Below are 23,141 nucleotides of genomic sequence, written 5' to 3' on the forward strand. Positions count from 1 at the left end.
TCTTCCAGAGCCTGTATACTCTTAATTACGGTGAAACGAGAAATTTATTAACCGGGTGCTTTTCATCAAGGATGAGAAGATACATATTATGCGGTCGTGGCGGAATTGGCAGACGCGCACGGTTCAGGTCCGTGTGGGCTAACCCCCCGTGGAGGTTCGAGTCCTCTCGACCGCATCGAAGAGAAAAAGGTTCGAAGATTGCTTTTGCAATCTCTCGAACCTTTTTTTATTTTTCTACGAATTGAAATGCCTAAAAACAAGCTTTGATTATGTGTCCTCTTGGTTCAGTTGTTAGTGTTGACGCTGGCGCTGGCGTAAGAAAATCGCTGTCCATAGTCCGGACAAGGCACCAATGATGCCGAAAAGGGAAACGCTGCCGACCACTTCATACGCCTGCAATTGGAACAAGAACGCAATCCCGCTGCCCAGGGTCGTTCCTGCAAGAAAACCGAGAGATAGGCCTGTATCTTTGCCGAGCTGCATGGGATCACCTGCTTCAAATAGTTTGTCAAAACATTTGCAAAATGCGGGTACAAGAAGTAAAGTGTGAACAGGAAAATCATTGAAATTTTTCCTATACTCATTGTGTGGCTTTTCCAGTGCAAATATGCATGAACTTAGAAACGGGAGGTTACGAACACATGAATATGAACGAACGCATTGCCGCTTGGAATGCAGAAGCACAGCAGTGTACCTGTGGACATGATCATCGGCTGGTGCAAATGCAGGTCTTTTTGGAGCATGGTGCAATTCGTAGATTACCGGGGTACCTGTTGGAACAGGGCTATAACCAGGTTACTGTGGTATATGATGGCCGGACAGGTCCGGTGGCGGGATATGAGGTGGTAAAAAGCCTGCAGAATGCGGGGATCATAGCAGATGAATTCCAGATGCCGGAGAACAGCGCGGGGGATATCATTGCCGATGAGGCTGCGATTGTGCAGGTACTGCTTGGTGTAAAACAAATGACTCAGGCCATCATCGCAGTGGGATCGGGGACCATACATGATCTGGTGCGATTTGTGTGTGCCAAAATGAACAAGCCATTTCTGTCTGTCCCAACAGCGGCATCGGTTGATGGGTTCACTTCAGCAGGAGCTCCGCTCATTGTAAGCGGCATCAAGCAGACTTTTCAAGCTGTTCCGCCCGAAGCGATCTTTGCGGATATTGACATTACCCAGCAGGCTCCCCAGGCAATGACCGCAGCGGGCTTCGGTGATATGTTAGGCAAATATACGTCTCTGGCAGATTGGATTGTATCGCGTGATCTGGGCGGAGAGCCGTTCTGTCCGGTTGCTTACCGGATGACGGAAGAAGCGCTGATGGCCTGCATCGACAATGTTCAAGCCATCGCCGAAGGAAGAGCTGAAGGTATAACCGCATTGATGGATGCGCTAATCATCTCCGGTGTCTCCATGTTAATTATTGATCATTCCCGTCCGGCATCCGGCGGTGAGCATCACATTTCTCATCGTTGGGAAATGGAATTGATGGCAGCGGGCCGGAAACCTGTTCTGCATGGGGCCAAAGTCGGCGTAGCTTGTGCGCTTCTTACAGAGCGATACAAGGAACTTGCCAGTCTGTCCCGAGAACCTGTTTTTGATGTGTATGCTGCTTTACCTGATGCGTCACAGCTTACGGCATGGCTTGAGCAGGTTGGGGGGCCGACCACAACAGATCAGCTTGGGGTTACACCGGATATGGTGGAACATGCATTTGCAACGGCACACACACTTAGAGAGCGATATACCGGACTCAAATATATTAATGAAACTTTGAACGTCGTTTAAAATAAAACCAACCTGTACAACGGATAAAATGATCCGGAATGGCAATGTATGTTGCTCTGATTTGTACGTACAAATCATACAATTATTTATTATAAGTTCGAACAAGTTCTTGGAGCAAAAGTGAAGGGGAAGTACGTCAAAGGTGTATCAAGAGGTATGTTTCATTTAAAAAGGCTCTGTCCTCCCTTGTGGGAAGAACAGAGCCTTTTGTCTGTTCGCTTATTTAGTTGTTGCGACGGTCTTTCAGGATGACATCTGCGAACAGGATGGTTTTCGGGATGCGGAAAAATTGTTCCGCTTGTTCCTGAAACGCGGCAGAAGGCAGCGTTCCCTGATGCAGCCATTTGCGGAAAGTGCCGGGATGAACCCCGATCCAGTGGCTGACATCTGTCACCGACAAATCATGGACCATACACAAGCCTGTCAGAATACGGTTGCTAACCGGAGATCGGGTCACCGTACGCTTCATGAAACGGGAAGGCTCGGGCTGACAAATGACCGGGCTTTTGCGTACAACTTCTTCATTGAAGAGGATGTGACGCGGGTAGCCAAGCAATTGGCACGCTTTGTCCAAATTGGTACTGCCGGGTATCCGCCCCTCATACACCCACGCGCTCACGCTGCGTGATGAGATGGATAGATCTTCGGCAAGCTGGGACAACTTGATATCATTGGCCATCAGCACGGCTAGAAGAACGCGGTTTCGGATTTGACAGCGTGTCGGTTTACGGAATCGTTTAACACGGACGCCTTTTCCCAAGTATTTACGGTTGATCAGAGACCACGCCTGGATGGAATGTTGTTCTGGTTGATTAGGCATATTTCCTCCGATTTTTTTAACCAAATACTACAATAAGAACCGGGGTACTTTCAAGTGCCAGGTGCACTGGTTTGGATTGGGCTCAATCCTATGAGAATGTTAAAGGAGGGAATTATGGACTAGGGTATGTGCAATTCATTTCCTAGTATATTCCTAGATTACAATGTTTCACTAAATTTCAGGGATCAAAGAGAACGTGGAATCCAATAAATTAGGTCTTAAAGACTAATTATAGGACTTTTATACTTTTCTCTAATTTTAGTTGATATGATGCGGGTTATTACCTAAAATCCACCAAAAAATGTGGGCAGTACTAATCATTATCCCGGAATGATGTGCACAAATCCGAAAATAAAATCCGCAACTTGAACCGGGCGATTGGTCTGTCAAAATCTCTAACTCTAACATATTTTGTATAATGATCAATTCAGAGAGAGGGGTGAAAACGTGAGTCCAGCCGTAAATACCTTTGCTGCAATTTCCGGAGCGTTCGTAACGTTTGCTTTTGGCGTTTGGGATGAATTGCTGAGTCTGCTTGTCATTGCGATGGCTGTGGATTATGTTACAGGTCTCGCTGCAGCGGTGAGGTCGGGAACAGGGTTAAATAGCAACATCGGGTTCTGGGGACTTGCCCGCAAGGGGCTAATGCTGACCGTTATCCTTCTTGCTCACCGTATTGATCTGCTTATGGGAACAGACATTATCAAGGGAGGAGCCATCTACTTCTACTTGGTTAACGAGTTAATTTCCATTACTGAAAACTATGCCAGGATTGGTCTTCCGCTGCCTGATAAGCTCAGACAAGCCATTGCCGTGCTGAAGAAACAGGAGGACCTTTCGGATCGGGAGTGGGCCAAGCCGCAAGTAAAAGCACCTGAAGCAGATTCGAACCCCCCTTCAGAAGAGACAAATCCTGCACAGGATGAAGATAATACAAAAAAGAACAGTTCAGCATAGCATTCTTTTATCGTTTAGAGAACGTTTACAAGTATCCTTTCGCAATAACTAACGTTATGATATATTTTGGTTACACGAAAATTCATTCATTTCCACTAATATATGCAAACGAGGTGCTTGTTTAATGATTAAACATATTGTTCTTTTTAAAATGAAAGATCGTTCTCCAGAAACCATTGAGGCTGCTGCTAACGTTCTTCGCAACCTGCAAGGCAAAATTGATGTCCTGATCTCATTGGAAGTTGGCGTGGATGTGCTTCGCTCTGACAGATCTTTCGACATTTCATTGACAGCCGAATTTGCATCACTGGAAGATCTGCAGGCCTACCAGGTCCACCCGCTTCATCAGGAAGTCATCAAGTACATGAACGAGGTCAGAGAACAGTCGATCGCAGTGGATTACGAGATCTAATTTAATCATTTCATTCTGCAGTTGTTAAAGGAGACTGGGCATGAGCGATTTAAGAGACGTTATGGAATTTTTATATATTTTTATCGTGTTTTTGATCGCTTGTCCGGTGATGCTATTCTGGCTTAAGCGAAGAGGAAAACGGAATCGATAATTCACTGAACGGGAAGTGACTGCATTGTATTACGTAAACAGAGAACAGATTGCCCGCAGGCTTGCTGCCGTGCCGGAAGTAGCCGAAGGGCTCCGCCGGGCAGCGCAGGCTTGGGATGGCAGTCTTATGCTTGGTCTGGTCCAGGAACGCTGTCTTCATCTGGCTATTGAGATTGTAACAGATGTGGGAAGTTATCTTATTGATGGTTTCATTATGCGGGATGCCAGCAGTTATGATGACATAATTGAAATCAATCACGAAGAGAAGGTATTTGACGTTTCGACTTACGAGGTGCTGAAGCGTCTCGTGTCGCTGCGCAAGCCGCTGGTACAGGATTACTTCAGCTGGGAGCGGGGAGAATTGCACCCGTTAAGCACAGAGGTACCATCTATTCTGGAACAGTTTGCTGAGCAGGTTAGTATCTATGTGGAAAAAGAACTTGGTCCATTTCAGCAAGGTCAGACCGAGGGACAGAGTAAGGAATGAGGGGAACCAGCATGACAAATGAAAGGCAAGATGAAATAGAGAAAAAAGAAGCGAATGATATTCCTTCGGGATTTCACCCTGTTTATATGGTAGAGCTGTTATTTCGAGAGCAACCTAAAATAGATCGGATCCGGTTGCAGAATGCACTTACCCGTTATACCGGACAAGTCCGTCTGGCTGTGAAGCAGGTCAATGATCAACGCTCCTCACAGAATAAGACGGATGAGGCAGCGACGGAGATCGGGAAAAGTGAACCTTCAGAGCATAACCTGGACATGCTTGTTTTCTATCATATGGATCATCCGGTTTCATTTGAGGAAGGGAATATACCTGCACAGACCTGCATGCTTCCTGTGAACGAGATCAAGGACCGTTCCCGCTTCGCTGGGGCGGTGCAGCAAGCATGGCATTGGCCGGAAGCAGGAGATGCCGTCAAGTCAGCGCAGTATTCGATCCGTCTTCATGATATGTTCTCTGCAGCCATGTCTCGCAAACAGCGTCTGGAATTGTTCCAGAATACGCTCCAGGCAGTCATGGAAGTTCTGCCTTGTGAGGGAATGTATTGGTACGGCAGTGACAAGCTTGTCGAGCCGGAGGCTTACATTCAGTCACAGAAGCGGGAAGAGCATCTCTATGGAGCAATGAATGTCCGCATGTATCAGGCAGGTGGAACGGAAGAACAGCGTGAGCTGGTTATGGATACCGTTGGGTTGTCCGCGCTCGGTGTTCCCGATGTGCAGTGTCACTTTACGGGACTGGATCCGGATACGGTAGCCCAGACATTGCTTGGGGCGGCCTATTACATATTCGATCAGGGTGATGTTCTGCAGGACGGACAGACGCTGGGCTCTTCTGGAGGAAGACGCTGGCGCTGTGAGCATCAGGCTGCGCTGATTGCGCCTGGCCGTTATGTCATTGATCTTGATCCGGGAGATGCACATGCTGCACAGCCGCTCGAATCATCTCGGCATCATTAATGCTGACATTCTAATGCGCAATACGGAATTTAAAAAGTTTTTGCTATCTGGAGTGTCAGGTCAAGCCCTTGCTGCTTATACTGCATCAACAGAGTAGGCATTCGCCCGGATCAGTAAGCATCAAGATGTATTGTTGCTTGGTATCCGGTACTTCATTAAGGTAAAGGGAGAGATGCAACGTGAAGGATTCAAACAAAAGTTTGTTGTGGGGAGCATTGATCGGTTCGGTAGTGGGTTCTGTAACAGCGCTGCTGTTGGCGCCAAAATCCGGACGTGAGCTGCGTCAGGATATTTCGGAAGGTGCGCGTCAGGTCACCGAGAAAGGTCAGGAACTGGCCGTTAAGGTGGGCGAACAAAGCTCACAGATCGTATCCAAAGTAAAAGAAACGGCAGACGTTGTCATTCAGGATATCCAATCCTGGCGGAACTGCGCTGAAGGGAAGGAATTACGCGTATCTGCTGTTATTACCGACTCGGATTCGTCTGTAGACTCTTCTGAGAACAAAGATGAAAATGAGTCTGGCATTAACGTTGTTGCAAAGCTGCCTGCAGATGATTCGAAAGATAATATCTGAAGCATTGCTGGGCAATAAGCAGGCTTTCCTCGAAGAATGAGGGGAGCCTGCTTGTTTGTGTGCGACAATGCTGTGGAAGCCGCAGCGTGCGGGTTTTTATTTGAACCCTGAGATGAAATCGGGTAAGATGTAGGTACCTTTTTGCCGGAATAATCATACGGTAGGAAGAAAGCTCTGGAACCCAAATCGTTATCAGAACCAATTCAATGAAGAAGGAAGCGGTGTGTTCGTGCAGCAAGCAATCGCTATATTAGACTCCGGTGTAGGGGGATTGACCGTCGCCAAGGAAGTGATGCGTCAGCTCCCGCGGGAAAAGATCATTTATTTTGGAGATACTGCCCGGACACCGTACGGACCCCGTTCGTCCGAACAAGTTAAACAATTTACGGAACAAATCGTTGATTTCTTGATCCAGTTCGATCCGAAGGTTATCGTTATCGCCTGTAACACAGCCACGGCTGCAGCCCTTGACTATATCCGGGCGAAGGTGAATGTGCCTGTCATTGGGGTTATCCATCCCGGGGCACGTGCTGCCATTACGGCTACTCGAACAGGGCGCATTGGCGTGATCGGTACAGTGGGAACGATAGGAAGTGGTGCATATACTTCGGCACTTAAGCAGTTATCCCCCTATATTGATGTCGTCAGTCAGGCTTGCCCCGCATTGGTGCCTCTGGTAGAGCAGGGTGAATTCCGTTCCGAACAAACAACACTTGCGGTGGAGCAGTCGTTGGGTCAGATCAAACAACAGCCAATTGACTGTCTCATTTTGGGTTGTACCCACTATCCATTTCTCATGGAAACGATCCAGGAAGTCATGGGACAGGAAGTGAAATTGATCAGTTCGGCAGATGAGACGGCGAGGGAAATCAGTACGATTTTGTATGATAAACGAAAGCTGGCAAGTGGGGATGAGACACCGGTGCATCAATTTTTCTGTACGGGAGACCCACGCATGTTCCAGAATATTACCCGCCAGTGGTTGGGAGAACAGATCTCGAAAACACCTGTCGTGTGGCAGGTCACCCGATTAACGTAACATAGCAGTAATACCCATTCATATTGGAGTTGAGGTTGAAGCTTAACCCACTGCACTCATCAGTCATTCCGGAGCCCTTGCGCTCCGGTTTTTTATTTATACGAAGAACCGCGCTTGGAAAAGGCTCGCGTGATTCATGTCACATGACGGACAACCGGGTTCGCATACATATTAGGGTAGCACAATAAGAGCATAGGACGGGGAGAACTGCGTTCTCCCGCCGGGAAAGGAGACACCATGGAGCTTCAGTGGATTATTGTTCAGTCAGGGGATACCTTATCCCGCATTGCTTCTGCGCACCACATGACGAGGGCGTTGCTGGCTGCCCTGAACCCGGAGGCAGCGGCACAGCCCTACTTGCTTGCTGGACAGATGCTGCGAATCCTGCCGGGAACCGGTCGCAGATATGCTGTTCAGCCTGGGGAAAACGTGGGGTGGATCGCAGAACGTTTTGGCCTGAATGAAAAAGAGCTGCGTGACGCCAATCCTGAGTTTGCGAACGTTGAGGATTGGTGTGGGCGATGCATTCATATTCCGGATTCAAATGGAAAAACTATTGTCAGGTTACAGGGTGAATACGGTTACCGTGAATTGAGCCGGGATGTCGCTTTGCTTGAGAAGCAATATCCGTTCATCTCCACAGGTACAATCGGTGCAAGCGTGATGGGGAAGGCTATACCTTACGTAAAGATTGGCGAAGGATCGCGCCATATTCACGTTAATGCGTCCGTTCATGCCAATGAATGGCTTACGAGTGCGGTAATCATGCGTTTTGTTGAAGAATATGCGAGGGCATACACTGACAGCGTGCCTTGGCAACAATTCAGGACAGAGCATTGGATGCAGGAAACGACGTTATGGGTCGTGCCTATGGTCAATCCCGATGGAGTGGAGCTCGTCCAGGAGGGTGTTGTAAATAGACATCCACATGCCAAGCAGCTGCTTGCATGGAATGCCGGTCGTCCGCATTTTACCCATTGGAAAGCCAATATTAGAGGGGTTGATCTGAACGATCAATTTCCGGCTCACTGGGAGGAAGAGGCAGCGCGGAGAGGCATTACATCACCAGGTCCCCGAGATTATGCGGGCAAGGCACCGTTATCAGAGCCAGAAGCAAAGGCACTTGCGGAGTGGACAGAACAACACAACTTCGCTGCTGTCGTTTCCCTGCACAGTCAGGGGCAAGAGATCTATTGGAATTACCGTGATTTAGAGCCCCGAGAGAGTGCGCCGTTATCGCGCAGGTTGGCACGGGCCTCGGGTTACAAAGCCGTTAAATTAGGTGGAAGCGATGCGGGATACAAGGACTGGTTCATTCAACAGTTTCGGAAGCCGGGCTTCACGGTGGAAGTCGGACTTGGCGTTAACCCATTACCTGTTGAACAGTTTGATGATATCTGCGTCGAGGTAGGTCTGCTGCTGGCTGAGCTGCTGTCAGATGGGGAGACCGGAACCGAAGTCCTGTCATGAAACTTCTAGCATCTTATTTCGTATAAAACATACGGGCGCTGTGAAAGCGTCCCGTCTTTTTTGGGTTATCATACCATTCTTAAAAGGGTAATGAGTGGAATACGATCATGTGCCTTCATTGGCTCATGAAGAATATGGAGGGGTTCACATGAAGTGGAGAAGACTGCTGTCGTTCAAACGATGGACTGAAGTGTTCAAGAGACTGCCCCGCCTGTTGCGGGCTCCGCAGATCCCTTTGCATGAGAAACTGCTGTTCATCATCCCGGTCATACTGTATTGGGTTCTACCCGATGTCATGCCATTTATGCCTATCGATGATATTGGTGTTACTTTGCTGCTGATGAACTGGTTTGTCAGCCGTGCGGAGCGTAAATATCCGGTGCTGCCCTCACGCGCCTAAAGGAGTCATAAGGTGAATTGATACGGTTTACCTTTGATTTTGCATCAATGTTATTGCGAAGCGGAGTAACTTTCTTTACAATAGATGCTGGAGTTTAGAAATGCTGAAATTGTTGGAACCAGCAATTACAATATAGGAGATGAAGTCGAAATGAACTGCAAAATTACTCGTAATGCTGCCAAAGTATTGAAATTGGAGCTGGACAAGCCTGAAAACGAAGGAAAAAAACTTCGTGTAGTTATCACGCATGCTCACGGTGACCACGCTCACTACGGTCTTGATCTGGACACGCCAAAAGAAAACGATACCGTAGTATCTACGGACAAAGAGATCGATGTTATTCTTGAGAATGATCAACCGCTTCTGGATGGTGTTAAAATTGACTACCTGTACCTTCCACAAGAAGGATTTGTCATCACGAACCCTTCCAAAGGCAACCACGGCGACCACTAAGGCCGCGAAGAAGGGGAACTCATGGCTAACGATATCCGCGTATGCGAAAAGTGTAATCATATCAGACTGAAGTCGATTGTACCCAAGCTGGAGAAAATGGCTCCGGATACGGAGATCAAGATTGGGTGCAAATCGTACTGTGGTCCGTGTGCGAAGCGTGCTTTTGTGTTTATCAACGGTCGGTACATTAGTGCGCCGACAGAAGAAGAAGTACTGGCAAAAGTTGCGAAATTCGTGAAGTAAAAGAGAGGCTGATGCCTCTCTTTTTTTGTGCACAGAGATAACTTGGTGGTATTTTCAATGTTCCAAGAACACGTAGGGAGAGTTACAGGGGAGCGTCTTTTTTCATTTCATGAATTTCAAAGGTATCCTCACGTATTTCGATAGCGACTACCGTCTCGTTTTTTTTGAGGAAATGAACATGTCCCATTCGGTTCTCCTCCAACTCTACCCACCCTTCATCGTGTAATTTCTGAAAATAATCAGCAGGCGTATACAGGCCTTGTTCACCTCCGATATGTTTCAATTCATACATTTCACTTATTTTGATATTGGGGTTTGCTGAATCTGTCGTGACTTTTAATGATTTGGCATTCGTCGGAACTGGAATATCGGCAATAATGGAGGAACTTGTATAACCCGTTATTTCATACGTTGCAGAGGCACAACCACTGGTTATCAATAACAAAGTCAACAGGATGACCGGAATCCTCAGGTTTTTCAAACAACCACCTCTTTCTTCTAAAAAGTCATCTATAAGATAAACGCAGTGAGTTAGGAGAAGGTTACAACCATAGGGATTATGAAGGTTCAAATGGAGTCACGACCTGACATTCATAAATTGTTTATGCAAAAGAAGAATAAGGCAGGACCTCATCATCCATCCTAAAGGGGTAACAGGAACATGATCCCAAGGAGGAATACTCATGCCGAAGCGTTATGATTCCAGTTTGCAAGCGAATACGACTGTATCTCAGGCGCAGAATGCAGTGAACAAACTTCATTTTGCCGTATCTCAGGCCATGTCACATCCAACAGAGCAGACCATTGAACAAGCCGAGCGCCGACTCGCGCATACGGAGCAGGCGATGCTTCAGGCTGAACGTTCGCTCGGAGGACAGGGTGTTGAGCTGGCAGAAGAGATGTTCTCTGAGGAAAAGAGAAGATTGAACTCCATCCAGAGTCAGAACGGGCAAGGGAATCAATAGCTGTTCCTGTCACAACAGAACCCGCATGCCATAGAGCGTTGCGGGTTCTTATTCTCATGCTGCCTTTTCAAGAATCTCCCGGAAATCGGTCGCTATACAGGAAGAGAAGGAAACGCTTAAATTTCTGTCAGAAGGTTAATAAACCTTGAGCAGCCAAATTCCATACGGGAGGTACAGGATGACCAAACATATTACAGATTGCACGATTCTGAATAATGGGGTAACGATGCCTTGGCTAGGATTTGGAACATATAGAGCAAAGGGTAAGGAAGTGCAGCAAGCGGTTGAGACTGCATTGGAAGTAGGATATCGCAGTATTGATACGGCATCTGTCTACGGGAATGAAGAAGAAGTGGGACAAGCCATAGCAAGCAGTGGGATTGCCCGCAATGAGCTGTTCGTGACCACCAAGCTCTGGAATGAGGATCAGGGTTTTGATTCAACGCTCAGAGCATTTGAGGCCAGTCAGAAGGCACTGGGATTGAATGTCATAGATCTATACTTAATTCACTGGCCGGGAAGAGACCAGTACAAGGAGACGTGGAGAGCATTCGAACGTCTATATAGCGAAGGAAGCGTACGGGCGATTGGTGTGAGCAATTTCCAAATCCATCATTTGCGCGAAATCATAGATGAAGGTGGAACGGTACCTGCGGTCAATCAGGTGGAACTGCATCCAGGTCTGATTCAGCAGGAACTGCAGGATTTCTGCGGGGAACAGGGAATTCAGCTTGAAGCCTGGAGCCCGATCATGCGAGGTAAGCTGAACAATGAATCCACGTTAAAGGGCCTTGCCCAAAAATATGGAAAGACACCGGCACAGATCATTTTGCGATGGGATATTCAAAATCAGATTGTGACCATACCGAAGTCCGTTACACCCGAACGGATTCGTGAGAATGCAGACATTTTTGATTTTGAGTTAACGCCGGATGAACTTAGATCGATTGATGCCTTGGATTCTGATAAGAGAACCGGGCCGCATCCGGATCAACTCTTTTGGGATTGAGTGAAGGTATAAGGAATATCTGATTCATACACCTAGATATAAACTAAAAGGTCCTCTTCAAGAAGGAGAGGGCCTTTTCTCCCTTTCATCCTTGCTGCCCGATTTGGATTCGAAGGATGCTGCCCAAGTGAGGCTTCTGATAAAGGAAAGCTTTTAACGCAAGTAACCGAAGATTCAGTGGTATAACGAACAAAAATTTCCTATCACAACAATGTCAATTTGGTGTATAATCTAATATTATGTGAACGTCGTCACAAAGTGTTAAAGATTTAGCATCATAGGAGGCATATATACATCATGAGTAATTGGGCTTTATTTAAAAATATGACCCGACTGTATTCCGTAACGGTAATGGTTGTTCCAGTAATACTAGGCACCATCTCCGCCTACGCCATGCAGAAAGAATTTAGTTTTCTTTTGTTTTTGCTGACGCTGGTAGGCGCGGTTTCCGCTCATATTTTTTCCAATATGGTAAACGATCTATGGGATTATCGGAACGGTACCGATACCCAAGCAACGGAGACCGAAGGCGCGATTTCGACGCACTCCGGGTTCTTGACTTCGGGAACCATGACCGAGAAGAAATTTGCGGCTATTACCTGGGGATTCCTTGTGCTGGCTGGGGCTTGTGGTCTCATTCTAACGATTGTCAGCGGTTGGCCGATCCTGGCTATTGCACTGATCGGTGCTTTGATCGCTTATTTCTATGTTGCGCCACCAATTAAATTTGGCTATCGCGGAAAAGGCTATAGTGAGATCGGGATATTTGTTTCCTTTGGTATCCTGCCGGTTTTGGGGGCCTACTATGTACAGACAGGAGAGTTTGCGCTTGCGCCGCTGCTGCTGTCCTTGCCGGTTGGCATGCTGACCACCATGCTGCTGTTTAACCATCATTTTCTGCACTGGCGTGCGGATCGTGAAATTGGCAAGAAGACGCTGGTTGTCATGTGGGGGGAAGAGCGAGCGCTTCGCCTATCCAAGCTGATGACGATCCTTGCTTATGTCCTTTTGATCGTAAGTGTGGTGTTCCATGCATTGCCCGTTTATGGTCTTGTCGCGATTATTTCCGTTATCCCCATGTACAAGGTTTACAAATCACTGGGCAAAGTTAATCCGTCCGAGACGTATCTGCCGCTTATGGGAGCTTCCCAGCAATCGTCTGTGCTCTGCGGTCTGATCATGTGCGTAGGGCTTCTGCTTTAAATGAGGTTATAAATAGGGTTCGGTCTGCGTCAGGCAGGTCGGACTTTTTATTTATTTTATATGGATGAATTTTTACGTAAGGATTAACTGGATTTAAGTTGAAAAAAAGCAGCAGGTTCAAGGGTTTGCCCTTGCTCCTGCTGCTTTTCTGTTATTTGGATGGTTTATCGGATTGCGGTACTTCGCATCCATCATCAGTGCATACACCGCCGGCATCTGCGTTAGCTGTGCTGGATTCAACCATGGTGAAAGGGGAGCGTTCATCCCACGCCTTCTGAATGGCATCCCGGAACACGTCGTCCGGCTGCGCGCCTGATACCGCGAATTTTCGGTCGAATACGAAGAATGGCACGCCGCGAATGCCTAATTGCTCGCCTTCAGCCTGATCTGCACGAACCTGCTCCGCGAATTGATTGCTGGCCAACACCTCGGCAGCGGTGCTGCGATCGAGACCCACTTCCTCGGCCAGTTGAATCAGTACATCCGTGTCACCAGCATGTTTGCCTTCTATGAAAATGGCCTTGAACAAACGCTCGCTGAGTTCAAGCATTTTGCCTTGTGTATCTGCCCAGTGGGTCAGGCGGTGAGCGGAGAACGAGTTGGTTGGAATCATCTCATCAATGTTATATTCCAATCCGGCCGTACGGGCATTGGCATTCATTTGAGCATTCATGCCCTTTGCCTGTTCCACGCTCATATTGTATTTGGCAGCCAGATATTCCGCGTTCGTTTTGCCGCTGTTCAGTTCAGCATGAGAATCCAGCTCGAAGCTTTTGAATTGCAGCTTCACTTCATCACGGTGTGGGAACTGAGCCAATACATTTTCCAAACGGCGTTTGCCAATATAACAGAAAGGACACATAAAGTCGGACCATATTTCAATAATCATTCTTTTTAAACCTCCATATAAATGAAACTATTTTAGTTACAATTATAAAGCGACTTTCTAAATAACGCAAGGCAGGTCTCGGGCTGGTCCCAAAAAAGAAGTGTTAAACATGCAGTGGGCTGCACGCTTAACACTTTTGTAGTAAATTATGATTGAAGTCTTCGATTCGAAAGTACCTGAATACTTGAAATACGTAAAGAAGCAGAACTATATCATTATTTATCCCGGTATGCCTGGGACCAGTGGTAAGGCTGGATTTCGTCTAGTCTTTTATAAATTAACCTTCCATCCGGGTCATATACAGCGGCTTTGACATCTTCACCCCAGAAAAATAAACGTTCCTGACACACCCCGCAAGGAGTGAGAACTTTGAATTCCGAATGTTCGTCATCTCGTGCCACGCAGATGGAGTGAGTAACTCTCTCGTTTAGTTTATGTGCTTCGAGGTAGGCGCCCGTCTCCATGCACAGGTGTGTGGCATCATTGATCACTTCTGGAGCAACGCTGATTAACAGCGAACCCGCTGCGGTATAAACTACTGCTGCGCCACCCCAACCCTGAGGGTAGCGATGCTTCACAAAATTCGCTGCTTCATCATATAATTTTTGTTCAATGGATAAGGGTTCTGATTGAATTGTCATGATTTTATGTTTCTCCTTTAATTGAAAACTAGATACGACGACATTGGCATTAGCTTTATCTAGGAAGCAGGTTCTGCGCTGTTTTCTTCACGGAATTGCCGGATCAGGTCATACGTGATGACGGTATCGGACACATGCAATCTCTTCGAAGCTTCATCATGTCCTGAATTGCACGCACTGATGTTTGTCTTGTTGCGGGTGGACAGATCATAACATGAACCGTTCTCGTAAATATAATCGTCTGAAGGGATATAAAATACAGAACCGTCAGTGAATGCACCGCTTCGCAATACAACGGTTCGGGTTGATCCGTCATAGATGTCATTCCCCATGTGATAATATTCATCTGGGATGCCGAGCAAATGAAGCGCCGATGGAGTGATATCCAGTTGTCCAGCAGGTTGGTCTATGGTTCCTGCCTCGGCTCCGTCCGGCAGATGAACCAGCAGCGGGACCTCATTCATGATTTGTTCCATATCCAGTTCATTCAGGGAGCGTCCAAGGAACTGCTCATACTGGGCTTGTTCTTTGATCGAATTATCGTGATCCCCATAGAACATGAAGATGGTTTTATCCCATAATCCCCGGTTCTTCAGATCCTCCACCATACTGCCCAGTGCGGAATCTACATAATGAACGGATTGCAGATAATCACCAAACATCGTGCCCTCGAACTCACCTACATCCAGCTGCTGTTTATCCTGCGGAAGTGCGTATGGATGATGACTGCTGAGTGTGATGAGGAAGGAATAGAACGGCTCGGTCACCTCGCTGTCCATCTTCTGAACGGATTGTCGGAAAAAAGACTCATCGGACAAGGACCAGCCCAGCGGATCATCCTGTTCAAAATCATTTTTGCTGTAAAATTTGTCATAGTTCATGTTCTGATACATCGTATAACGGTTCCAAAATCCGCTCTCGTACGCATGAAATACATTGGTGCTGTAACCATTGTCCTTCAGTATTGAAGGCAAAGAATCATACGCGTGGTCAGCGTAACGAACAAATGCTGATCCTACAGGCAGTGGGTGGAGTGAGATATTGGCTCCAAAATCGGCATCCGATGTTCTGCCCTGACCTGTTTGGTGATAAAAATGACTGTAATATTGGCTTTCCTTCATCAGTTCGTTAAAATGCGGCGTGATTTCCTGACCACCGATACTTTGCCCGATCATGAAATTCATGAAGGCTTCTCCTTGAACGATGATGAGATTACTATCCTTGTACTTGCCAAACAGGGCATTTTCACTAGAAGCGTTATTCTGTCTGTCAGCAAAAAAGGATTTGGCTTGCTCGACATCTGCAGGATCGGCTTCAGGGCCGGAACCGATATGGTCTTTTGCATAGTTGTACAGATCATATCCATGGAAAGCGAGAAGCCCAGTCACGTTGTACATGGAGACGTTCCACCAATTATTGTCGAACAGCCCTTTGGCCCACGTTTTACTGTAAAAATAGATTGGCCCCACCGCAAGACATAGTCCAAGCACCAAGGCGATGCCGCCTGCAGTGAGTCTGCGCATGCCTCTTTTCTTGCCGCGGTAATGGGAGTAATCCCCCAACCTGTTACTGGTTGTAGACAAATGGGAGATACGATTTCGCCTGCTGAATAGCAGGATGGCCCCATACGGAATGATGGCAAGCCAGTCTGCGAAGAACCACAAGTCACTGGCGTGTATGAGCGTAGCAATGCTGTCACCCAGAGCGTCAACTTGTCTGGCCTGCATTAACACAGGGATCGTTAGAAAGTCCTGAAAGTATCGATAATAAACCATATCGGCATAGATCAGCGCTGTGAGGAGCAGATTGAGCACGACAAGAGATAAGATCATGCCCCGTCTAGGCAACCACCAGGTCCAGAAGGACAGGAGCAGCAAAGAGCCAATCGCAATGACTTTATCCAGAAGACCCATGGTGATGTTATAGGCATGCAGGTTGTGATGAAGCCACATGAGTTTCAGCAGCATCAGCACTAGAAAAATGAGATATAACGTAAGCGGATGATTAAGAAGCCTACGCGGCGTCATGCTGCGTGTAGGCTGTGAGATGACCATCTAGGTTCCCTCCCAGTTGCAGTGTTTTGTTCATTTAATGTTAACGGAATGTAAAAACAGGGCTCCATTCATTATAGCTCTCCTTCATGGCATTTCAACTATGCCCCTAGCAGATGTGCTTCATGCAGATCGTTGGTTGCATAACCGTACAAAAAAACGCCCCAGCCATGAAGGCAGGAGCGTTCTCTTTACATCGTATCCTTACTGTTTCGGTGATGAATTCCGCGGAGGTAATGGTCCCAAGTACTGATAGTACTGGGTCTCAATGCGTCCGTTAAACAGTTTGCGGCGTTTATCCGCTTTACGGCCAAAAGCTTCTTCGAAGGATTTGGTTGAAGTGATGGCAAAAAAGGACCAAGTCGGCATCTCGAGATAACTGCGGCCTAAGGAGCGGATCAGCTTCAAGACGTCCTTCTCTTCGCTCAGGCGTTCACCATATGGCGGATTGGTGATAATTACACCATACTGCCCTTGAGGTCTTGCCCGGTGTGCAGGCAGTACGCTGACTTCAATATCCTTCGCAAATCCCGCACTCTTGATCGCTGCCTGCGCTACCTCGATCGCTTCAGGGTCAATATCACTACCCGAAATCTGCAATGGAACGTCGTCACGAACCGCATCAAATGCCTCCTCACGAGCCTGTTCCCACAGTTCTTTAGGGATGACATCCCAATTCTCGGAGTTGAAGGAGCGGCGCAGTCCCGGTGCGATGTTCCACCCGATCATGGCTGCTTCAATCAGCATGGTGCCCGAACCGCAGCACGGATCATAGAAGGGGCGGGATACGTTCCAACGGCTGAGCTGGATAAGCGCTGCAGCGAGTGTTTCTTTCAGCGGAGCCTCAGTCACGAGTTTACGATAACCCCGTTTGTGAAGTCCTGGTCCAGTCGTGTCGAGTGTAAGCAGGGCGCGGTCATTCAGCAAAATCACTTCAATGACATAACGAGCTCCGTTCTCGGGGAACCATTCGGTGTTATGCGTCAGCTTCAGCTTCTCAACGATCGCTTTTTTCACGATACCCTGAGAGGCAGGAACGCTGCTCAGTTGGGATTTGTGGGAGCGGCCTTCGACAGGGAATTCGCCGTTCGCAGGGATCCATTCTTCCCAAGGGAGTGCCTTGGTACCTTCAAACAATTCGTCAAATGTGGTTGCTGGGAATTCACCCATCTTGATAAGGACACGGTCAGAACTTCTCAGCCACAAGTTACAGCGGCAAATATCAATATAATCTCCAGTAAATACAACCCGGCCGTTCTCGACCGTAACATCCTCATACCCCAGCTGTTTCAATTCCCGAGCTACAACAGCCTCAAGTCCCATTGCTGAGGTCGCAATTAATTGCAATTGAGCCATGTGTTTCATTTCAACTCCATTTCAAGCGGAAGAGGACGATGCCTTCATCCAGCTGTATAGTAACGGTGCGGCCTTGCCGCATTCCGTGAAAAAACTTACAATGAGAAATGCGGTGAGCACTAGCTTGCTAAGAAGCAGGTGATACTGTAGTCTAACCGCCTGTGTTGATAACAAACATTCATTATAGAACATTGGCATCCATAAGGAAAGCAGTCCAAGTGTCCAAGGAGGATATACGTGGTGAATCTTACCCCTGACGAATATGTAAATCAATTATTTCAAGAGGATGAGCTGTTATTAAAGGTAAAAGAGGCCATCCGTTCAAACAACATGCCGGAGGTGTCGGTTGCACCGGCTTATGGCCGTTTGCTTACGTTTCTCGCCAAGACATCAAAGGCAGAGGCTGTGCTGGAAATCGGCGTATTGGGCGGATACAGCGGAATTTGCCTTGCTCGCGGTATGAGGGAAGGGGGAACGCTGACGTCGCTGGAATTGAAAGAAGAATACGCGGCGATGGCTCGTGGGCATCTGGAGGAAGGTGGCTTCGGCGAAAAGGTAGAGTATCGCATTGGCCCGGCGGCAGACAGCCTGAAGCAATTGGAACAGGAAGGTCGCACATTCGATTTTTTCTTTATTGACGCAGATAAGGAAAATTATCCGGTATATCTCGATTATGCCATTAAGCTGGCCCGGCCGGGTGCTGTCATTGTAGGTGATAATTGTTTCCTGCGTGGTCGTACGCTGAATCCGGACAAGCAGGGTCCTGCTGTGCTTGCAGTGCGTCGTTTCAATGAGCAGATAGCGAGTGACCCGCGCCTTGTCACCACCATGCTGCCGGATTATGATGGCTTGGCGCTGGCTTGGGTGAAGTAAAAGTGGAAAATTAATACACAACATCTGAAAACGCAAAAAAAAGAGATGAACACATCCCTGATCACAGGGCCCGGGTTCATCTCTTTTTGTCATTTTATAAAATTAGGATAAAGGTATGAGAGCTATTAAACTTCAGGTGTGCCGTATGTTTCAAACCATTTTTTGATGGTGTCAAAATCATCACTGAATGACAGGCCGAGCATGAGCAAAATACGTGCCTGTTGAGGGCTGAGGTTGTCCCCGGCAATGACGCCGTTGCCGCCGCCATATACGCTTCCTGAACCTGTACGGGTCGTGGTTACGAAGATGACGCCCTCTTCAATAGCTTTTGTACGGGCTTGTCCCATTGCTCTGGAAATACCGCCTGCTCCGGTACCGGAGGTTACGATCCCTTTGGCTCCGCCACGTACGAAACCTTCGATCGCTTCCCCTCCAGCTTCCTGATAGGAGATGGCAATTTCAACTTTCGCCAGGTCAGCCTTCGTAATCTTGCTCAGATCGAATGCCGGCTTGGCTGTGCCTTCAGGCTTCAGTGCACGTGCCGGAGCGCGGTAGATTCGGATATTCTCTTCATCGATGTAACCAACAGCACCGAGCATTGGTGTCTCAAAAGTATCCGTACGATAGTCATTCGTTTTGGTTACACCACGTGCAAGCTGAATCGTATCGTTCAGCATCAATACCGTTCCGAACGAGGTAGTACGCCCGCTGCCCGCAAGTTTGATGGCATTGTACAGGTTCGCTTGGGCATCTGAACCGATAACAGTCCAAGGTCGCATGGAGCCGGTAATGACCACAGGCTTATCGCTCTGCACCGTCATGTCAAGGAAATAAGCGATCTCCTCCATGGTATCCGTCCCTGTCGTAACCACGACACTGTCATACTGTGCAAGTGCCTTATCTACGGTAAGGGATAGATCGTATAGATCTGCCATTGTATATGAACCAGAACCTGAGTTGCCGAATTGAAGTGTGCTAACATCTGCTATCTTCTGTTTGTCGGGAAGCGCATCAACCATTTCTTCAATGGGGAGTGTGCCTGCCTTGTAATTTTGGAAGCTGGTCGCATCCTCGGATTGACCTGCAATCGTTCCGCCTGTTCCAATGACAAGTACATTAGGTAATGCAGATTGTTTGGAGGATTGAGGCAAGGCGGGAATGGACGTATTCCGTGCTGGAGTAGTAGGTGAAGTGGACTGTACCGCACTGGTTGTTCCGCTCACTTCAACAGTAGCTGCTTGAGCGGCATAGGTTCCGACCGGGGACAAAGAGATGGTCAGAGCGGTTAAAGCGGCAGTACTCCATACAGCCCAGGGACGAAGATTTGAATGTTTACTCATAATTAGCACTCTCCTTCAGGTTAGTAACATGTGATGTTTGTTCAGAAGACTATGTAAATCAATTGAGATGATTGTATTTTATGTTAACTAATATGACAATAGTAGAAAAACAGATATTATAAGGTTAAATCGATAGATATTCAGAGAAAAACTACTATTTATAAGGTTAAATGAATAAATATATATCAATAAAAGTAGAAATGAAAGGAGGGGTAAAGCTAATTAGTGGTTTTTATGTTAATTAAAATGACATATAAGACTTTTATCCTGATTGAAAAATGAGGTTCGTGGGATTTAAATGGCTTCCCTAGGAGAAGAGGCTCAATTATTGCCAAATATTTGTATGGCCTTACAGTAAAGTCTATAATATATGGTGTTCATTATATGTAAATAAATATATATTAGCGATTGGAGGAATGACGATGAACCGAGCACCCAGAAAGTATGCCAATTATATTCCGATCCGGGAACTGGAAGGGGTTGAGCAGCAGCTATCTCCCTTCCAGGTGTACGCCGAACTTCGTGAGAATACTCCAGTCCGATACGATGAGCACCGTGAATGCTGGGATATCTTTCGTTATGAAGATGTGCAGTACGTACTGAAAAATCCCAAGTTGTTTTCTTCCGCACGTGATCGTGCAAACACCAGTATGCTTACAACGGATCCGCCCAAACACAAGCAGTTAAGGGACTTGGTTAATCAGGCATTCACACCGAAGGCCATAGAAGCGCTTGCTCCGCGCATTCAGGAGATTGCCGATGAATTACTCACTCCCCGGTTGTCCCAAGGTCAAATGAACCTCGTCGATGATCTGGCGACTCCGCTGCCTGTTATCGTCATTGCGGAACTCCTGGGAGTCCCTGCAAAAGACCGGCAGAAGTTTAAAATATGGTCGGACGCCTTGGTTAAAGGGGCACGCGATGACAGTGATGAAGCTTTCCAGGAGCTTATGGAAGAGAAAAAACGTAATCAACAGGAACTGGCCATCTATTTTACAGCCATTATGGAAGAACGCAGGCAGGAGTCGCAGGATGATTTGATCTCTTTGCTGCTGGCAGCAGAGATTGAAGGGAAGAAGCTGAGCGAGGAGGAACTGGTTGGTTTTTGCATTTTGCTGCTTGCAGCAGGTAATGAAACGACGACCAATCTGATTACCAATGCAGTTCGCATTCTTGCTGAACAACCCGAGCTGCAGCAGCGGCTGCGTGAACATCCTGAGCACGTTGCATCAGCTGTTGAGGAGACGCTGCGTTACTACCCGCCGATTGTTGCGATTGGACGTGTAGCTAAAGAAACGGTTGAATTGAACGGGCAGACCATTCAGGAGGGAACTCAGGTAATTTCGTGGGTGGGTTCGGCCAATCGGGATAGCGAAGTTTTCGGCGATGCAGAACAATTTATCGAGGATCGCAAACCGAACCGGCACATGGGATTTGGATTTGGCATTCACTTTTGCCTGGGAGCCCCGTTAGCCCGTCTGGAGGCGAGAGTTGTACTCCACACCATGCTGCAGCAGATGCAGGATATCAAGCTTGTTCCGGGAACGACACTGCAGCCAATCCAGAGTGCGTTTGTATTTGGTGTGAAGGAATACCCTATTCTATTTGAGCACGTTAAGCAGTCTTAACAAAGTGATAACGAAAAAAGCCGCATTCTATGTCCCTAGGGCAATGAATGCGGCTTTTGTGATGCGTTCCAAGTGAAGGAATGTCCTGCTCAGGATTCCCTGACGAGAGCAGGCTTTTTGTATAGTTTGATTCGAACCCATACCATATTGATTAACAGGAGTCCGCCAGATACGATAAACAATCCCTCAATGCCGATAAATCCTGCCATAAAACCGCCAATTACGGCTCCGAGCATATTCCCGAGAGCGAGCGTACTCGTATTGAAACTGAAAGCACGACTGATCATGCCATCTGGAGTGTAGGCTCGAATCAAGGCGTTGACGCTAGGCAGCAATCCACCCATGAATACACCCATGGCGAAACGCACCAAAATGAGCTGCCATACCGTTTGTACGAAGGCTTGTGGTATTAGCAGCAGTCCCGTACCTATAAGAGAGAAGGTCAGTACCTTATGTGCGCCAATACGATCACTGAGCTTGCCGAGTATGGGAGACATGGCCATGTTGGATAGTCCGGTGACAGCACCGACAAGACCGGCCCAGAATGCCACGTTTACATCCGATGCATGCAGCTTCTGTACATACAGCGGCAAGAGTGACATGGGACTAATCATCGCAAACTGCAGCAGGAACGTTACAGCAAACAATGCGGGCAGCTGTGGTGACTTGTTTAATTCCTTCAGTCCGGACAATACGGATTGTTCCGGCAGTTTGGCCGCTTCCTTGCGGTCGAATTTTTCCCGAACAAGGAACATGGCCAGCAGTGATGCAGCAAAGATGAGGCCGCCTGTAATGTAGAATATGGGCCGGAAGCCAACGGCATCTGCGAGCAAACCGCCGATCAGCGGACCGAGAATCGTTCCGGCTACCTGTCCGGACTGACTTATCCCCATGGCGAAACCCATACGATCCTTGGGCGTTGTTCCCGAGATCAGGGAAACGGCTGCCGGATTAAAACCGGAGATGGTACCGTTGAGCAAACGCAACAAGAGGAGCTGCCACGGATTTTGGGCAAACCCCATGAGCGCGATCACAATCGCCATCCCGAATCCGGAGCGCAGCAGCATAATTTTACGTCCATACTTATCGGACAGTTTGCCCCACAAGGGCTGGAACAAAAATGAAGTGAGGAAATTGGCAGCAAATATAAATCCCGCCCATATGCCAATCTCGTGCTCACCGACGACGCCTAAATCCTTGGCAAGGTATAGGGATAAAAAAGGCGTAATCATGGTCATGCCCGAGTTGACCAGAAACTGTCCAAACCAAAGCACGATGAGGTTTACTTTCCAAGTTTTCAAAGTGCTTTCACTTCCTTTCTGTAATTCGTGGAAAAAACACCATTCTTTCATTATACCATAATTGGCATATGGATGATTCGATGTAAGGAATGTCATAGTATTGTCATCGGAA

24 protein-coding genes, 1 tRNA gene and 1 pseudogene are annotated in these 23,141 nt (G+C 47.5%); 17 read left to right on the top strand and 9 right to left on the bottom strand.

The window, feature by feature from the left end; all coding sequences use genetic code 11:
- Positions 1–90 precede the first annotated feature (90 nt).
- Positions 91–175, top strand: a tRNA-Leu gene (locus tag F4V51_RS09745).
- Between the two features lie 116 nt (positions 176–291).
- On the opposite strand, the gene F4V51_RS09750 is transcribed toward F4V51_RS09745, so the two are convergent.
- Positions 292–483 (bottom strand): hypothetical protein, encoded by a 192-nt coding sequence (locus F4V51_RS09750; protein WP_153977819.1) that lies wholly within the window; start codon positions 481–483, stop codon positions 292–294.
- A gap of 158 nt (positions 484–641) precedes the next feature.
- On the opposite strand from F4V51_RS09750, the gene F4V51_RS09755 reads away from it, so the two are divergent.
- Entirely contained in the window at positions 642–1,790 is a 1,149-nt protein-coding gene (locus tag F4V51_RS09755; protein ID WP_153977820.1) for a sn-glycerol-1-phosphate dehydrogenase, read from the top strand.
- Positions 1,791–2,013: 223 nt separating this feature from the next.
- Here the strand turns inward: F4V51_RS09755 and F4V51_RS09760 are convergent, their stop codons facing one another.
- Positions 2,014–2,610 carry a helix-turn-helix domain-containing protein gene (locus tag F4V51_RS09760; RefSeq protein WP_095288064.1) on the bottom strand — a complete coding sequence of 199 codons (597 nt, stop codon included), beginning with the start codon at positions 2,608–2,610 and terminating at the stop codon, positions 2,014–2,016.
- A 447-nt stretch (positions 2,611–3,057) separates the two neighbouring features.
- On the opposite strand from F4V51_RS09760, the pseudogene F4V51_RS09765 reads away from it, so the two are divergent.
- From F4V51_RS09765 to F4V51_RS09810, 10 genes and pseudogenes are all read left to right on the top strand, one after another.
- Positions 3,058–3,441: pseudogene (locus F4V51_RS09765) on the top strand (holin family protein); the annotation flags it as partial.
- Between the two features lie 250 nt (positions 3,442–3,691).
- Positions 3,692–3,979 carry a Dabb family protein gene (locus F4V51_RS09770; RefSeq protein WP_153977822.1) on the top strand — a complete coding sequence of 96 codons (288 nt, stop codon included), beginning with the start codon at positions 3,692–3,694 and terminating at the stop codon, positions 3,977–3,979.
- 175 nt (positions 3,980–4,154) lie between these two features.
- Entirely contained in the window at positions 4,155–4,616 is a 462-nt protein-coding gene (locus F4V51_RS09775) for a DUF86 domain-containing protein (protein ID WP_153977823.1), read from the top strand.
- An 11-nt stretch (positions 4,617–4,627) separates the two neighbouring features.
- Positions 4,628–5,593 (top strand): DUF4261 domain-containing protein, encoded by a 966-nt coding sequence (locus tag F4V51_RS09780; RefSeq protein WP_162009922.1) that lies wholly within the window; start codon positions 4,628–4,630, stop codon positions 5,591–5,593.
- Positions 5,594–5,772: 179 nt separating this feature from the next.
- Positions 5,773–6,168 (top strand): YtxH domain-containing protein, encoded by a 396-nt coding sequence (locus F4V51_RS09785; protein WP_095288059.1) that lies wholly within the window; start codon positions 5,773–5,775, stop codon positions 6,166–6,168.
- A gap of 229 nt (positions 6,169–6,397) precedes the next feature.
- Entirely contained in the window at positions 6,398–7,207 is an 810-nt protein-coding gene (gene racE / locus F4V51_RS09790; RefSeq protein ID WP_095288100.1) for a glutamate racemase, read from the top strand.
- 237 nt (positions 7,208–7,444) lie between these two features.
- Positions 7,445–8,677: a M14 family metallopeptidase gene (locus F4V51_RS09795; protein WP_153977825.1), complete on the top strand. Its 1,233-nt coding sequence runs from the start codon at positions 7,445–7,447 to the stop codon at positions 8,675–8,677.
- A gap of 148 nt (positions 8,678–8,825) precedes the next feature.
- Positions 8,826–9,077, top strand: a complete 252-nt coding sequence (locus tag F4V51_RS09800; protein ID WP_095288057.1) for a hypothetical protein — start codon at positions 8,826–8,828, stop codon at positions 9,075–9,077.
- Between the two features lie 150 nt (positions 9,078–9,227).
- On the top strand, positions 9,228–9,530 hold the full coding sequence (locus F4V51_RS09805; RefSeq protein ID WP_095288056.1) for a heme biosynthesis protein HemY: 303 nt from the start codon (positions 9,228–9,230) through the stop codon (positions 9,528–9,530).
- A gap of 21 nt (positions 9,531–9,551) precedes the next feature.
- Entirely contained in the window at positions 9,552–9,773 is a 222-nt protein-coding gene (locus F4V51_RS09810; protein WP_095288055.1) for a YuzB family protein, read from the top strand.
- An 82-nt stretch (positions 9,774–9,855) separates the two neighbouring features.
- Here F4V51_RS09810 and F4V51_RS09815 read toward each other — a convergent pair whose 3' ends face one another.
- Positions 9,856–10,254, bottom strand: a complete 399-nt coding sequence (locus F4V51_RS09815) for a hypothetical protein (RefSeq protein ID WP_153977826.1) — start codon at positions 10,252–10,254, stop codon at positions 9,856–9,858.
- A gap of 202 nt (positions 10,255–10,456) precedes the next feature.
- Between F4V51_RS09815 and F4V51_RS09820 the strand changes: the two genes are divergently transcribed.
- The 3 genes from F4V51_RS09820 (at position 10,457) to F4V51_RS09830 (ending at position 12,950) form a co-directional block, all read left to right on the top strand.
- Positions 10,457–10,738: a hypothetical protein gene (locus F4V51_RS09820; protein WP_095358951.1), complete on the top strand. Its 282-nt coding sequence runs from the start codon at positions 10,457–10,459 to the stop codon at positions 10,736–10,738.
- Between the two features lie 178 nt (positions 10,739–10,916).
- Positions 10,917–11,747 carry an aldo/keto reductase gene (locus tag F4V51_RS09825; protein ID WP_095288052.1) on the top strand — a complete coding sequence of 277 codons (831 nt, stop codon included), beginning with the start codon at positions 10,917–10,919 and terminating at the stop codon, positions 11,745–11,747.
- A gap of 297 nt (positions 11,748–12,044) precedes the next feature.
- Positions 12,045–12,950, top strand: coding sequence for a prenyltransferase (locus F4V51_RS09830; protein WP_153977827.1), 906 nt, complete (start codon positions 12,045–12,047; stop codon positions 12,948–12,950).
- 151 nt (positions 12,951–13,101) lie between these two features.
- Here F4V51_RS09830 and F4V51_RS09835 read toward each other — a convergent pair whose 3' ends face one another.
- The 4 genes from F4V51_RS09835 to F4V51_RS09850 all read right to left on the bottom strand — a co-directional run bounded on the left by F4V51_RS09835 (position 13,102) and on the right by F4V51_RS09850 (position 17,887).
- On the bottom strand, positions 13,102–13,839 hold the full coding sequence (locus F4V51_RS09835) for a DsbA family oxidoreductase (RefSeq protein WP_153977828.1): 738 nt from the start codon (positions 13,837–13,839) through the stop codon (positions 13,102–13,104).
- Positions 13,840–14,054: 215 nt separating this feature from the next.
- Positions 14,055–14,480: a cytidine deaminase gene (locus F4V51_RS09840; protein ID WP_153977829.1), complete on the bottom strand. Its 426-nt coding sequence runs from the start codon at positions 14,478–14,480 to the stop codon at positions 14,055–14,057.
- A 59-nt stretch (positions 14,481–14,539) separates the two neighbouring features.
- The gene (locus F4V51_RS09845; protein WP_153977830.1) at positions 14,540–16,534 is read right to left on the bottom strand and encodes an LTA synthase family protein; all 1,995 of its coding nucleotides are present in this window, start codon (positions 16,532–16,534) and stop codon (positions 14,540–14,542) included.
- 201 nt (positions 16,535–16,735) lie between these two features.
- Entirely contained in the window at positions 16,736–17,887 is a 1,152-nt protein-coding gene (locus F4V51_RS09850) for a THUMP domain-containing class I SAM-dependent RNA methyltransferase (RefSeq protein WP_095358946.1), read from the bottom strand.
- A 240-nt stretch (positions 17,888–18,127) separates the two neighbouring features.
- On the opposite strand from F4V51_RS09850, the gene F4V51_RS09855 reads away from it, so the two are divergent.
- Entirely contained in the window at positions 18,128–18,760 is a 633-nt protein-coding gene (locus F4V51_RS09855) for an O-methyltransferase (protein WP_153980635.1), read from the top strand.
- Between the two features lie 125 nt (positions 18,761–18,885).
- Here F4V51_RS09855 and F4V51_RS09860 read toward each other — a convergent pair whose 3' ends face one another.
- On the bottom strand, positions 18,886–20,100 hold the full coding sequence (locus F4V51_RS09860; protein ID WP_095358945.1) for an asparaginase: 1,215 nt from the start codon (positions 20,098–20,100) through the stop codon (positions 18,886–18,888).
- A gap of 422 nt (positions 20,101–20,522) precedes the next feature.
- On the opposite strand from F4V51_RS09860, the gene F4V51_RS09865 reads away from it, so the two are divergent.
- Entirely contained in the window at positions 20,523–21,728 is a 1,206-nt protein-coding gene (locus tag F4V51_RS09865; protein WP_153977831.1) for a cytochrome P450, read from the top strand.
- Between the two features lie 89 nt (positions 21,729–21,817).
- Here the strand turns inward: F4V51_RS09865 and F4V51_RS09870 are convergent, their stop codons facing one another.
- Complete coding sequence (locus F4V51_RS09870) at positions 21,818–23,029, bottom strand: MFS transporter (protein WP_153977832.1); 1,212 nt, start codon at positions 23,027–23,029, stop codon at positions 21,818–21,820.
- Positions 23,030–23,141: the final 112 nt, after the last annotated feature.

This window comes from Paenibacillus xylanilyticus (genome assembly GCF_009664365.1).
In the GTDB taxonomy this organism is placed as follows: Bacteria; Bacillota; Bacilli; order Paenibacillales; family Paenibacillaceae; genus Paenibacillus; species Paenibacillus xylanilyticus_A.